At 71.1% G+C, this 13,297-nt stretch carries 12 protein-coding genes; 7 read left to right on the top strand and 5 right to left on the bottom strand.

Annotated elements, in window-relative coordinates; translation table 11 throughout:
• Nucleotides 1-20: 20 nt before the first annotated feature.
• Together AC0KTA_RS03295 and AC0KTA_RS03290 are read right to left on the bottom strand one after the other, a co-directional pair.
• Complete coding sequence (locus tag AC0KTA_RS03295) at nucleotides 21-284, bottom strand: helix-turn-helix domain-containing protein (protein WP_481053561.1); 264 nt, start codon at nucleotides 282-284, stop codon at nucleotides 21-23.
• Nucleotides 284-868, bottom strand: a complete 585-nt coding sequence (locus AC0KTA_RS03290; RefSeq protein WP_481053560.1) for a DUF2975 domain-containing protein — start codon at nucleotides 866-868, stop codon at nucleotides 284-286. The genes AC0KTA_RS03295 and AC0KTA_RS03290 overlap by 1 nt, the downstream gene beginning before the upstream one ends.
• A 124-nt stretch (nucleotides 869-992) precedes the next feature.
• Between AC0KTA_RS03290 and AC0KTA_RS03285 the strand changes: the two genes are divergently transcribed.
• The 4 genes from AC0KTA_RS03285 to AC0KTA_RS03270 all read left to right on the top strand — a co-directional run bounded on the left by AC0KTA_RS03285 (nucleotide 993) and on the right by AC0KTA_RS03270 (nucleotide 6,465).
• Nucleotides 993-1,931, top strand: a complete 939-nt coding sequence (locus AC0KTA_RS03285) for a bile acid:sodium symporter family protein (protein WP_481053559.1) — start codon at nucleotides 993-995, stop codon at nucleotides 1,929-1,931.
• A gap of 301 nt (nucleotides 1,932-2,232) precedes the next feature.
• A complete protein-coding gene (locus AC0KTA_RS03280; protein WP_481053558.1) occupies nucleotides 2,233-4,470 on the top strand; it encodes an MMPL family transporter in 2,238 nt (745 codons plus the stop codon).
• Nucleotides 4,471-4,477: 7 nt separating this feature from the next.
• Nucleotides 4,478-5,776 carry a sensor histidine kinase gene (locus AC0KTA_RS03275; RefSeq protein WP_481053557.1) on the top strand — a complete coding sequence of 433 codons (1,299 nt, stop codon included), beginning with the start codon at nucleotides 4,478-4,480 and terminating at the stop codon, nucleotides 5,774-5,776.
• A complete protein-coding gene (locus AC0KTA_RS03270) occupies nucleotides 5,773-6,465 on the top strand; it encodes a response regulator transcription factor (RefSeq protein ID WP_481053556.1) in 693 nt (230 codons plus the stop codon). Before AC0KTA_RS03275 ends, AC0KTA_RS03270 begins: the two co-directional genes overlap by 4 nt.
• On the opposite strand, the gene AC0KTA_RS03265 is transcribed toward AC0KTA_RS03270, so the two are convergent.
• From AC0KTA_RS03265 to AC0KTA_RS03255, 3 genes are all read right to left on the bottom strand, one after another.
• Nucleotides 6,408-7,640 (bottom strand): FAD-dependent monooxygenase, encoded by a 1,233-nt coding sequence (locus tag AC0KTA_RS03265; RefSeq protein ID WP_481053555.1) that lies wholly within the window; start codon nucleotides 7,638-7,640, stop codon nucleotides 6,408-6,410. The two genes, AC0KTA_RS03270 and AC0KTA_RS03265, sit on opposite strands and share 58 nt — an antisense overlap.
• A complete protein-coding gene (locus AC0KTA_RS03260) occupies nucleotides 7,637-9,034 on the bottom strand; it encodes an MFS transporter (protein ID WP_481053554.1) in 1,398 nt (465 codons plus the stop codon). Before AC0KTA_RS03260 ends, AC0KTA_RS03265 begins: the two co-directional genes overlap by 4 nt.
• 203 nt (nucleotides 9,035-9,237) lie before the next feature.
• Nucleotides 9,238-10,293 carry a LacI family DNA-binding transcriptional regulator gene (locus AC0KTA_RS03255; protein ID WP_481053553.1) on the bottom strand — a complete coding sequence of 352 codons (1,056 nt, stop codon included), beginning with the start codon at nucleotides 10,291-10,293 and terminating at the stop codon, nucleotides 9,238-9,240.
• A 98-nt stretch (nucleotides 10,294-10,391) separates the two neighbouring features.
• On the opposite strand from AC0KTA_RS03255, the gene AC0KTA_RS03250 reads away from it, so the two are divergent.
• The 3 genes from AC0KTA_RS03250 (at nucleotide 10,392) to AC0KTA_RS03240 (ending at nucleotide 13,282) form a co-directional block, all read left to right on the top strand.
• Nucleotides 10,392-11,489 (top strand): nucleoside hydrolase, encoded by a 1,098-nt coding sequence (locus AC0KTA_RS03250; protein WP_481053552.1) that lies wholly within the window; start codon nucleotides 10,392-10,394, stop codon nucleotides 11,487-11,489.
• Nucleotides 11,486-12,478, top strand: coding sequence for an adenosine deaminase (gene add / locus AC0KTA_RS03245; RefSeq protein ID WP_481053551.1), 993 nt, complete (start codon nucleotides 11,486-11,488; stop codon nucleotides 12,476-12,478). The genes AC0KTA_RS03250 and add overlap by 4 nt, the downstream gene beginning before the upstream one ends.
• A gap of 279 nt (nucleotides 12,479-12,757) precedes the next feature.
• Complete coding sequence (locus tag AC0KTA_RS03240; protein ID WP_481053550.1) at nucleotides 12,758-13,282, top strand: P-loop nucleotide/nucleoside kinase family protein; 525 nt, start codon at nucleotides 12,758-12,760, stop codon at nucleotides 13,280-13,282.
• The last annotated feature ends 15 nt before the right edge of the window (nucleotides 13,283-13,297 follow it).

The raw sequence follows: 13,297 nt of genomic DNA, 5'->3' as shown, positions 1-13,297 counted from the left end.
ACCACGGCGGCCGCAGCCCGCTAGGGCGTGTCCGACCCATCGGGCACGCCCTGGTCCTGCTCGGCGGGCTCGTGGGTGATCAGGTCTCCCGGCTGGCACCCGAGGACGTCGCAGATCCTCGACAGGGTCGAGAAGCGGATCGCCTTGGCCCGTCCGTTCTTGAGCACGGACAGGTTGACCACGGTGATGTCCACCCGCGCGGACAGTTCGGTGAGCGTCATGCCGCGCTCGGCGAGGAGCCGGTCGAGGTGGATCCGGATCGCGTGGAGTTCCTCTTCGGGCATCAGATGGTCCCTTCGAGGTCCTCTCGCATGCGTACGCCCTCACGCATGATCTTCCCCATGATCACCGCGGCGAGGCCGGCGAGGACGAGTGGCTGCGGCCCGGAGACCGTCGGGCCGGAACCGACGATCGGCGCCATGCTCCCGACGAGCCAGGACTGCGACCAGCCGACGACGAGTCCGGCCAGCGGCGTGCCCACGGTGACGAACCAGCCGAGAACGGAGAGCCGTCGCGACACCGCGTCGGTGAACGGCCCCTGCTCCAGGACGGCATTCAGGAGCCGGGAGAAGAGCAGCAGCGCGAGGGAGCCGAACAGCAGCCAGGGCAGTTGGCCCCCGAGGTCGGCGGCGCGCTGTCCCACGGAGGGGCTGTCCTGGCACAGGCGCGTGGCACTGCTGGACGCTTCCACGCCCTTGCCGATCGGCAGGTCGTCCGCCAGGGAGGCATTGGCCCAGAAGCCCGTCTCCACGCAGACCGCCCCGTCGTCGAGCATGTGCGTGACCGCCGTGCCGGCGAAGACGAGCCCGCAGAGCACCGCCAGCGCAAAGGTGACCGAGGCCAGAGTCCTCGTGAGTCGCGTGTTCACCGCGCCCCTTCCTATCGATTTTCGATATGCGTGAGAGTAGAGGACCATATCGATATTCGACAAGTCGCTGCGTTCGCCCTGGTCGCGCGGCGTCCGGAGTGCGCGCGGCGTGCGGGCAGCCTGCATGGTCGTGGACATTTCAAGCAGCCTCCCGGAGGCTGTTCCTGTGGACTCGCCGCTGACCACCTACCTGCTGCCAGCCGTCCTCGCCGTGATCATGTTCGGTCTCGGACTCGGCCTGGCCGTGGCCGACTTCCGCAGGATCGCGGCCTACCCGCGGCCCGTGGCCGTCGCCCTCGGCTGCCAGCTCGTGCTGCTGCCCGCCGTCTGTCTGGGCCTGGTGCTGGCCTTCGATCTGAGCCCCGCGCCGGCCGTCGGCATGATGCTGCTCGCGGCCTCGCCCGGCGGCACGATGGCCAACATCTTCAGCCATCTCTTCGGCGGCGACGTCGCCCTCAACGTCACGCTGACCGCCATCAATTCGGTCATCGCCGTCTTCACCCTGCCGGTCGTCGTGAATCTCTCCCTCGACCACTTCATGACCGGTACGGACGAGGCGCTGGGACTGCGCTTCGACAAGACGCTGCAGGTCTTCCTCGTCGTGCTGGTGCCGGTCGCGGCGGGGATGCTGGTGCGACACCGCCGTCCGGACTTCGCGGAGCGCTCCACCCGGGCGGTCAAGGTCACGGCCGTGGCGGCGCTCATCGGCATCATCATCGCCGCGGTCGCCGCCGAGCGGGAGAACGTGCTCGGCTATCTCGCCGACGTCGGCCTCGTCGTCTTCGTCTTCGCCGCGATCTCCCTCACCACCGGCTACGGGGCGACCCGGCTGGCCCGCGGCGACCACCGGCAGTCCGTCGCCACCTGCTTCGAGATCGGCATGCACAACACCACGCTGTCGATGGCCATCGCCCTCAGCCCCTCGCTGCTGGACAGCACCCGGATGGCCATCCCCTCGGCGGTGTACGCGGTGGTGATGTTCGTCATGGCCCTGGCCGCGGGCTTCCTGCTGCGCCGCATCGCCCCGCACCGGAGCGCCGCCGCCATCGGGGTCCGTTCGTAGCCTGCGGCGGCGCGGTGCCGCACCAAGGTCAAGCGCCGCCCCAAGAACTCCGCTGCCGACACCCGTCTCCGCGTCGAGCTCGTCGGAACGCTCCTGCACGCGAAGGTCGTCGAGCGGCGGTCGTAACGGCCCGAGCCGCCCTGTAGTGCGTAGGCACCAGGACACCCGAGCGGCTGGTCCGGGTGCACCAGGGGAAGACGGCGGCGGCGGACGATGCCCGGCCGGACGCCGGAGGGAAGTGTGGGAGGCGCGCACATCTCGCGCATTCCCCTTCCTCAGCGGTGTCTGGAGTGATCAAAAGGTGGCGACATTTCTTTACCGGATCGGACGGTGGGCCTTCCGGCGGCGCCGGCTCGTGGGCGGTCTGTGGCTGGGCGCCCTGGTGCTGGCCGTCGCCGCCGCGGCCATGGCGCCGGCCGGGGAGGAAGAGGACCTCTCCATGCCCGGCACCGAGTCGCAGAAGGCGTTCGACCTGCTGGACGAGCGCTTCCCCCAGAGCAACTCCCAGGGCGCCGAGGCCCGTTTGGTGTTCCAGGCCCCGGACGGGCAGCGGGTGACGGCCAGGGAGCACAAGGCAGCCGTCGAGGACACGCTCGGCTCGCTGGACGGGGGCGATCAGGTCGCGTCGGCCACCGACCCCTATGAGACCGGCGCCGTCAGCAAGGACGGCACCATCGCCTACTCCACGATCACCTACACCGCGGACGCCGTCGACCTCACCGAGCCGACGAAGAGCGCCCTCGAGGCCGCCGCGAGCCAGGCCCGGGACGCGGGTCTCACCGTGGAGATCGGCGGCTCGGCCCTGGAATCGGAAGAGGAACCGGGCGGTACGACGGAGCTCATCGGCGTGGCGGTGGCGGCGGTGGTCCTCGTCCTCGCCCTGGGGTCGCTGGTCGCGGCCGGACTGTCGCTGCTCACCGCCTTCGTGGGCGTGGCCATCGCCTTCGGCCTGGTCTCCGCGCTGGCCGTGCCGCTGGGCCTGTCGTCCACCGTCGGCATCCTGGCGCTGATGCTGGGACTTGCGGTCGGCATCGACTACGCACTCTTCATCACCTCCCGCTTCCGCGACGAGCGCGCCCAGGGCAGCGAGCCGGAGGAGGCCGCAGGGCGGGCGGTGGGCACGGCCGGATCCGCCGTCGTCTTCGCCGGCGCGACCGTCTTCATCGCCCTGGTCGGGCTCGGGGTCGTCGGAATCCCCGAGCTCACCAAGATGGGCATGGGCGGCGCGGGCGCCGTGGCCCTTGCCGTACTCGTCGCCCTGACCCTGGTCCCCGCGCTGTTCGGCTTCTTCGGCCGGCGAGTGCTGTCCCGCCGTGTCCGCAAGGCCGCCCGGCCGGGAAGCGAGCGCCCGCACCCGACGGCGCCTCAGGGGCTCGGGACCCGCTGGGCGCGGTTCGTGCTGCGCCGCCCTGTGGCCGTACTGATGGTCGCAGGACTGGGTCTCGGCGCCGTCGCCGTACCGGCACTGAGCCTCGAACTCGGGCTGCCCGGCGACGAGTCCAAGTCGGTGGAGACCACCGAGCGCCGCGCCTACGACCTGCTGTCAGAAGGCTTCGGCCCCGGCTTCAACGGCCCGTTGACCGTGGTCGTGGACACGTCCGAGTCCGGGGACACCCGGGCCACCACGGACCAGGTCGTCAAGACACTCCGGGGCATGGACGGGATCGCGTCGGTCGGTGATCCGGTCCTCAGCCGGGCCAAGGACACGGCCGTGCTCACCGCCGTCCCGCGGACCGCGCCGAACAGCAGCGAGACCAGGGACCTGGTGCACGCGATCCGGGGCGAGGTCTCCGGCGTCGAGGCCGACACGGGCGCCGGCATCCTGGTGACCGGCAAAACCGCGATGAACATCGACATCTCCGAAGCCATGTCCGACGCCCTCATCCCCTATCTGACCGTCGTCATCGGCCTGGCGGTGCTCCTGCTGATGGTGGTCTTCCGCTCGGTCCTGGTCCCGCTCAAGGCCGCGCTCGGCTTCCTGCTGTCGGTGGGTGCCGCCTTCGGCGTCCTCGTCGCCGTCTTCCAGTGGGGCTGGGCGGCAGACCTGCTCGGCATCGAGCAGACCGGGCCGGTCATGTCGCTGATGCCGATCCTCGTCATCGGCATCGTGTTCGGCCTCGCCATGGATTACGAGGTCTTCCTCCTCACCCGGATGCGGGAGGCGTACGTCCACGGCGCTTCGCCCGGCGAGGCCATCGTCACCGGGTTCCGGCACAGCGGACGCGTGGTGGCCGCGGCGGCGATCATCATGATCAGCGTGTTCGCCGGATTCATCGGGATGACCAGCCCGACCATCCAGACGATGGGCGTCGGCCTGGCCGCCGCCGTCGCCTTCGACGCCTTCGTGGTCCGGATGGCGATCGTGCCCGCGGTCCTGGCGCTGCTCGGCCACCGGGCCTGGTGGCTGCCTCGTATCCTGAACCGTGTGCTGCCGAATGTGGACATCGAGGGGGAGAAACTGAGCAGGCACGTCCCGGCTTCCGCGACCGTGCCGGACGCAGTGGTGCCGCTGCTCCCCGTCGGCCGGCACCGGCACTGAGCCGGCCATGACGAACACGGGTGGGGGTGGCCCGCGACCGCGCGGCACGTGGTGGCGGGAGGGCGCGATCACGGCGACGGCGTTCGCGCTCTGTCTGCTCGGCGGCGCGCTGCAGGAAGACGGCCGCGGGCTGTCGTCGCCGCCTGTCGCCGCCTACTTCATCGCCGTGGCGTCCTGTGCCGTGCTGCCGGTGCGGCACCGGGCGCCCCTGGCCGCCATGGCGGTCACGACCGCGAGCGGCGTCCTTGTGCCGCCCTTGGGCCTCCTGCTGAGCCCGCTCATCGTGGCCCCTGCCGTGATCACCGCCTACTCCTACGCGCGCGGCGTGCGCAACGAACGGCGCGCGGCGAGCGCGGTGTTGCTCATCTCCGCGGCGCTGCTTGTCGCCTCCACCCCCTTGCTCGGGGCCCTCTCGTGGAAGGACGCGAGCAGGGTGGGGGCGGTGGCGGCGTTCCCGCTGGTGGCCGGCGTACTCGGTCGCTCGGTGCAGAACCGGCGGGCCTATCTGGCGGCCGTGGAGGAGCGGGCCCGGCGGGCCGAGGAGAGCCGGGACAGCGAGGCGCGCCGGAGAGTGGCCGAGGAACGGGTGCGCATCGCCCGGGAGTTGCACGACCTGGTGGCCCATCAGATCACCCTGGCCAACGCGCAGGCCACGGTCGCCGCCCACCTCTTCGACGCCCGCCCGGAGCAGACCCGCAAGAGCCTGAAGGAGCTCGTCGAGACCACCAGCGACGCGCTCGACGACCTGCGGGCCACGGTCGGTCTGCTGCGCCAGACCGGGGACGCGGCCGCGCCCGCCGAACCGGCGCCCGGGCTATCTCGGCTTCCCACGCTCCTCGAGTCCTTCCGCCGCGCGGGACTGGAGGTGTCGGTGCACCAGGAGGGCACGGCCAGGCCGCTGCCGCCGGGAGTGGACCTCACCGCTTACCGCATCGTCCAGGAGGCCCTGACCAACGTGACCAAGCACGCCGGTACCGGTAGCGCCCGGGTGCGCCTCGTGTGGGACCGTGATCGCGTGACGATCACCGTTGCCGACGACGGAAGGGGCGCCGGTACGGCGCCGACTGCGTCCACGGGACCGGGTGCGTCCACGGCGGAGGACCGTCCGCCCGGATACGGTCTGATCGGGATGCGCGAACGTGCCACCGCCGTCGGGGGACACCTCTCCGCGGGCGGGCGCCCGGAGGGCGGCTTCCTCGTCTCCACCCAGCTGCCCCTCCCGCCCGCCAAGGACACGACGCGGACGGCCGACGTACCGACAGGCGACGTACCGACAAGCGGTGGAGAGGCCGGTGATGCGCCGTGACGCTCCGGGTGCTGCTCGCCGACGATCAGGCCTTGCTGCGCGATGCCTTCCGGATGCTTCTCGACACCGCCGACGACATCACCGTGGTCGGCGAGGCCGGCGACGGCCGGGAAGCGGTGAGACTCACCCGGGAGCTGCGCCCGGACGTGGTGATCATGGACATCCGTATGCCCGAGGTGGACGGTCTCACCGCCACGTCGGAGATCTGCGCGGACCCGGAACTGCGCGCCAGCCGCATCCTGATCCTCACCACGTACGAGACCGACGAGTACGTCGCGCAGGCGCTGCGCGCGGGGGCCGGCGGCTTCATCGGCAAGGGCATCGGGGCCGAGGAACTGCTGGCCGCCGTGCGTACGATCGCCGACGGCGACACTCTGCTGTCCCCCGCCGCGACCCGCTCCCTGGTCGCCCGTTTCCTGGCCACACCGGACGACGCCCCGCCGCACGATCCCGAACGGCTCGCCGTGCTCACCCCGCGCGAACGCGAGATGGTGGCGCTGGTCGCGACCGGCCTGTCCAACCAGGAGATCGCCGAGCGGATGTTCCTCAGCCCCTTCACCGTCCGCGCCCACGTGCAGCGCGCCATGACGAAGCTGGAGGCCCGCGACCGGGCGCAACTCGTCGTCATCGCCTACCGGACGGGCCTGGTCCGCGCGGGTCCCGACGGCGGCATCGACCCCCTGTCGTAGTCCGATACCGGGGGCAGCGTCAGGGCCGAGTGGGCCGGTCGTGCTGTCGCGGAGGGCATCGTGACGAGGCCACGCAGCATGGTGTTGCGCTGCTCCAGGGCCCGCACCGTGGTGGGGAAGAGCGTGGCCGCACCGTTGTCGACCAGTGCCTGATTCATGGCCACGAACTCGCGGACGTCGCGTTCGTAGGCGGCGAAGGCCGCGGTGTGGTCCCGGTGCGTGGCCAGGGAGTTGGCGAGCATGTAGGCACCGGCCAGCGCAAGGCTTGAGCCCTGTCCGGTGAGGAACGAGGGTGCGTACGCGGCGTCGCCGACGAGTGCGACGCGGCCGCTGGACCAGTGGGGCATGCGGATCTGACCGGCCGTGTCGAAGAACAGGTCGTCCGCGTCGCGCATGGCGTCGACCATGCCGGGGACCTCCCATCCCGCGCCCGCGAAGGCCGTGGCGGCCAACTCTCGCTGGGCGTCGGGGTTGTGGAGGGCGTCGAGCGGCGGTTCTGGCCGGTGAAAGTTCAGGAAGGCGTGCAGCTCGTCGTTGTCCCCGACGGCGTAGAGGGCCGCGGCTTTCCCCGGGGTGTTCCACAACACGACCTCGCGGGAGAGCCCGAAGGTGTTCGGCATGGTGAAGAGGGCGAAGCAGTAGCCGAGGTAGTGGTGGAACTGTTCTTCGGGGCCGAACAGGGACTTCCGGGTAGCTGAGTGCATACCGTCGGCGCCGACGACCAGGTCGAACGTGCGCCGTCGCCCACTGCGGAAAGTGACGTCGACCCCTTGTCCGGACTGGTCGAGGGTGTCGATGGAGTCGCCGAACAGGAATTCCACGTCGTCGCGGACTTTTCCGTAGAGGATCGCGGCCAGATCCCCACGACGCACCTCGAGGTCCTGCCCCTCGACACTTCCGGCAACGGCACTCGGTCTGAGCGAGGCCACTGTGCTGCCATCGGCGTCGAGGAACGTGCAGCGACGCGAGTCGAGGTGCGCGTCCCGCAGTTGCGGCAGTATCCCCATCCGCCGGACCACCTCTATCGCGCTGCCGCGGACGTCGATCGGGTAACCACCGCCGCGCAGTGCGCCTGCCTTCTCCACCACGGTGACCGCGCATCCGGACCGGTGCAGCCAGTACGCAAGCGCGGGTCCGGAGATGCTGGCCCCGGAGATCAGAACTTCGCGTGTCATGCCTGGGTTCCCTTCTTCGTGATACGGATCTTCGTGAAACGGACGACGAGCAGTGACAATGCGGCGACGAGGCCGGCGACGGTGAAACCTGTGACGAAGGCCGATTCGCTCGCCAGGCCCGTCGTCGGGTCGGCCCCGGCGTCGAGGATCGCGGCGCCGATCTGGGCGCCCAGGGCGACGCCGACCACGCGTGTCACCACGAGCATGCTGGTGGCGATGCCGGTGTCCTTGGTCTCGACGGTGGTGGCGGTGGTGGCAAGCAACGCCGTGCTCGCGACGCCCGCGGCGAGACCGGTCAGCACTTTCGCGAGGACGAGCTGCCATTCCGCGGTGTGCCGCGACGCCAGGGCGATCAGTGTGACCGCCGTGACGACGGAGCCCCCGATGACCAGGGCACGCGGAGGGAAACGCCGCGCCGCGATCCCGCCGACCGAATCGCTCAGCGACCCGGCGATGGCGCCGGGAAGCAGGAACAGTCCGATGTCGGTGGTGTCGGCTCCGAAGCCGTACCCGTCGCCCGGTATCCCGAACAGCTGCGGGAGCAGAAGGGTCACCATCCCGGAACTCATGGTGATGATGAAGGTGAGCACGCACGCATTCCACATCGCGGGCTTTGCCAGCATGCGCAGATCGACCATCGGCGAGGCTGCCCGGCGCTCGACGGCGACCCATCCGGTCGCGAGGGCGGCCAGGAGCACCGCGACGCCGACGACCCCGAGTGGCGGCAGGCCGGAACCCGTCACCTTCACGAGCCCGAGCATGAACGTGAGCAACGTGGCGCTCAGCAGAACCACACCAGGCCAGTCGATCCTGTGGTCCGATGGGACCGGCGGATCTTGCGGCATCAGCCGAGCCACGACCAACGTCGTCGCGATGATCGCGATCGTCGGTATCCCGAACATCCAATGCCAGGACATGTTCTCCGAGATCGGCCCGGGAATCACCGTTCCCACCATGGCGCCGCCCGTGAACAGTCCCATGACCAAACCGATCGCCAGGTGTGACGCTCGTGGCGAGAGGTGTTTGCGCACCAGGATGAACGAGAGGGGCAGCGCACCCACCATGGCGCCCTGGAATACCTGACCGAGCAACAGCACCGGCAGGTTCGGCGCCAGGCCGGCCAACAGACCACCGGCCGAGACCACGGCCATCAGCCAGACAAGGACACGCTTCCCGCCGTAGCGGTCGCCGAGTTTGCCCGCGACGGGTGCGACGACCGCGCCGGTGACGAGGAAAGCGTTGCCGATCAATGCGCCTTCGCCAGGACTGACCCCCAGCTCACGTTGCAGCTGCGGGAGCGCAGGCTCGATCACCGTCTGCAGGGTGCCGAGGGCGAGTGCCAGGATGCCGAGGGCACCGATCGACAGTCTCCCGATGCGGACCGGGGAAAGCACAGCTTCGGACGTGGACGTCCCTAACACCTGTTGATCACTCCAGACACCGTCGGGCAAGGGGAATGCGCGAGATTCGCGCGCCTCCCACACTTCCCTCCGGCGTCCCACCGGGCATCGTCCGCCGCCGCCGTCTTCCCCTGGTGCGCCCGGACCAGCCGCTCACGTGTCCTGGTGCCTGCGCACTACGGCACGTTGACGGCGGGTCAGCCGCTGTTCGCGCACCCGCAGCTGCGCCGCAGGATCAGAGAGGCGGGCGGCACGGCTTCGGGAGAGACCCCGTCGGCGCCGTCGATCAGCAGGCCGACGGCCCGCCGCGCCATGGCCCGCAAGGGCTGTTCGGTGACCGTCAGAGCGGGGGCCGTGTGGGCGCTGTCGGGGGTTCCGTCGAGGCTGACGACGGCGAGCCGGTCGGGTACGGGCAGGTGGGCGGCCCAGGCGCCCGCGAGCACCCCGACGGCCTGTTCGTCGGTGGCGGTGATCAGCGCCCGGGGCATGGCGCCGCGGGCGACGAGGTCCCGGGTCAGGTCGGCCGCGGCGGCGCGCGAGTAGCCGCAGCGCAGGAGCGCGTCGCCGGTGGGGCCGACGAGAGTGTCGCCGGTGGTGCCGAGGGCTGTGTCGCCGGTGCGGCCCACGGCGGATCCCCACGCCGCGAGGCGGCGGCCGACCGGGCCCGCGTCGTGGGGGCCGGCGAGGAAGGCGATGCGGTCGTGCCCGTGGGAGCGCAGGTGGGTCACGGCCGCGTGCACGGCCGCGTCGTTGTCGGCGCTCACGACGGGGGAGCGCGCCGATTCGGGCCTGTTGTGCACGTAGACGGCGGGGACACCGGCCGCCTCGGCCTCGGCGGCCACGTCGGTGCCGCCGTCCGCGGACACGATCACGAGGCCGTCGACCTGGGCGGCGAGGAAGCGTTCGACGAGGTGCCGCTGACGCTCCGCGGAGTAGTCGGCGTTGCCGGTCAGCGTGAGCTTGTCGTGCGTGTCCAGGGCCTGCTCGATGTGGCGGGCCAGCGTAGCGAAGTAGGGGTTGGACGCGTCGGCGAGGACGAGTCCGACGACGCCCGTCGTGCGTGAACGCAGGGCGCGGGCAATGCGGTTGGGGCGGTAGTTGAGCTCGGCCGCCGCGGCGAGCACCCGCTCGCGGGTCGCGGCGGCGACCGGGCGGGGGCCGTTGTTCATCACGTAACTGACCACCGCCGTCGAGGCCCCGGCCCTGCGGGCCACGTCGGTCAGCGTCGCCGCTTTGGCTGCTCGCTTCGTCATGGTCCTTGCATTCTGGCATCTAAACGTTTAGACAGGTCTGGGCGGGGCCAGTTGAACCTCGTACGCCCAGTAAGCCCCGTACGAAAGGAGCCCGGCCCGTGTCCGCTCTTCCGTTGGTCATCGACACCGACACCGGATCCGACGACGCGGTCGCGCTGCTGCTGGCAGCCGCGAGCGGGCTCGGCGACATCCGGGCCGTCACCACCGTGGCCGGGAACGTGCCGCTCGCCACCGGCACCCGCAACGCCCTGATCTCCCTGGAGACCGCCGGGCGCACGGACATACCCGTCCATCCCGGCTGCGCACGCCCGTTGGCGAGGTCCCTGTCCGGCGCGCAGCACGTGCACGGTGAGGACGGCATGGGAGACATCGGTCTGCCCGATCCGGCACGGGCCCCGGACCCGGCGCACGCGGTCGACGTCCTGCTCGGTCTTCCCCGCGACCGCCCCGGCGAGCTGACACTCGTCACGCTCGCCCCGCTCACCAACGTCGCCGCGGCACTGACGCGCGACCCGCTGCTGTTCACGCGCTACCGCCACGTGTACTGCATGGCCGGCGCGGCCGACATGCGAGGGAATGTCTCGCCCACGGCCGAGTTCAACGTGTGGGCCGACCCCGAGGCCGCGCGGATCGTCACCCGGGCCGCCACGCCCGACAAGGTGACCTGGATCGGCTGGGACGTCTCCCGCAAGGACGCCGTCATGACCCCGGACGACCAGCGGCGCCTGGAACGGCTGGGTACTCCCATGGCGGCCTTCGCCCATCGCATCAACCGCACCGTGGCGGACTGGGCCCGCGACGTCACCGGCCTGGCCGGCTACGACCTGCCCGACCCCGTCGCCATGGCCGTCGCCCTGAAGCCCGAACTCGTCACCGAGCGGGAACAGGCGCACGTCGACATCGCCGTGGGCGACGAGACCCGCGGGCAGATGATCATCGACCGTCGTGTGACCGCGCCCGCCCCCAACGTGACGCTGGTGCGCCGCGTGGACGAAGGCGGATTCAAGGAGCTTCTGTACGACACCGTGGCTCGCCGGATTCCGGCTGCGGCGCCCCCTGGCGCGCACCGGGGCCCCGCCTTCGCGCCGTTGCCCGATGTGCCCGACGCGCCTGACGCGCCTGACGTGCCCGCCGTGCCCGACGCGCCCCACGCGCCCGCCGTCCCCGTCGCCCCCTCGTCCGGAAGCACCCGATGAACTCCTCCGAGCCGACCTCCACGCCCTCGCGCACACCCGTCCCGCGCTACGAGCTCCACTGCCACCTGGACGGTTCCGTGCGGCCCGGTACGGTCGCCGACCTCGCCCGGCGGCAGGGCATCGCCTTGGACGGACCCGTCGAGGAGTTGGTGATCGCCCCGCGCGACTGCGGCAGCCTCACCCGATTCCTCACCTACATCGACGTCCCCTTGCGGGTGCTCCAGACGCCCGACGCCCTCAGCCGCGCGGCACGCGAACTCGTCGAGGACTGGAGCGCCGACGGGATCGTGTACGGAGAGGTCCGCTTCGCCCCGCAGCTGCACGGCCGCCGCGGCATGACGCTCGACGACGCCGTGCGCGCCGTCGCAGCGGGCCTGGACGCGGGGCGGCGGGCCACCGGCGTACGTACCGGACTCCTCCTGTGCTGCCTGCGCCACCAGTCCCCGGACGAGAGTCTCGCCGTCGCCGAAACCGCCCTGCGCCACCGGGACATGGTGGTCGGGCTCGACCTCGCCGGTGACGAGCGGCTGCACGGAGCTGGGCCACACCGTGCCGCCTTCGACCTCGCCCACGCGGCCGGGCTCCCCTGCACGGTGCACGCCGGTGAGGCCGCCGGGCCCGAGAGCATGTGGGAGGCCATCGACGTCCTGGGCGCCCGCCGCATCGGCCACGGCGTCCGCTGCACCGGCGACAGCGCACTTCTCGACCGCCTGCGGACCGACCGGATCGCCCTCGAGATGTGCCCCACGAGCAACGTGCAGACCGGCGCCGTAACCGGCCTCACCGCCCACCCCGCCACCCGCCTCCTGGCCGCCGGACTCCCCGTCACCATCAGCACCGACACCCGCACCACGTCCGCGACGTCCCTCACCCACGAGTTCGACGCCCTGCGCCGCGCCGCCGCATGGACCACCACGGAGGAAGCCCGCACCCAAGAACACGCCGCCCACGCCGCGTTCACGCGCGGTTCCGCGGATCTCGGTGGTTGACGCCCCCTGAGCAACGCCGAAGCAACGCCGAAGCCGCACCGGATGTCCGCCGTGCTCGCTCCCGCGGCCCGCACAGCGCTAGGGGGTGTCCGATGGGTCCGGCCGACCATGTTCGGGATGCCCTTTCATCAGGGCCGAGCGGTGTCTGGTGCGTGCAGCTGCAAGGCGGAGGAGGGCGTCGACGCGGAGCGTCGGCAACCGACGACAACGCAGCAGATGCGCGTGCCAGACACCGCGACGTCGGCAGGACCCATCGGACACCCCCTAGCCTCGGGCCCCATGATCGTATGGCTCAACGGAACCCACGGCGCAGGCAAGACGACGACCAGTGCGCTCGTGCAGCAGCTGATCCCGGATTCACGGGTGTTCGACGCCGAGAAGGTCGGCGAGACACTCATGGACATCACGCCCGCGCTGCCCTGGACGGGCAACTTCCAGGACTGGGCGCCGTGGCGGCCGCTCGTGGTCGACACCGCCCGCCGCGTGCTCGACTTCACCGGCGGCACCCTGGTGATGCCCATGACCGTCCTGGTCGAGGAGTACTGGCGCGAGATCAGCACGGGACTCGCCGAACACGCCATTCCCGTACGGCACTTCGTCCTCCACGCCGACCAGGACACCCTCCGCGAGCGCATCGCGGGCGACACTATTCTCGGCCCCAACTCCCCGTTCCGTCTGCAATACCTCGAGCCCTACGCCGAGGCGGCCCGCAGGTGGCTGCACAGCGAGGCCGAGGTCGTCGACACCACGCACCTCACGCCTGCCCAGGCCGCCCAGCAGATCGCCGAGGCCGTCAAGGGTTGAGGTAGGTGCGCCCGT

This window comes from Streptomyces sp. Y309 (assembly GCF_056712025.1).
This window is presented reverse-complemented; position numbering and strand designations above follow the sequence as displayed.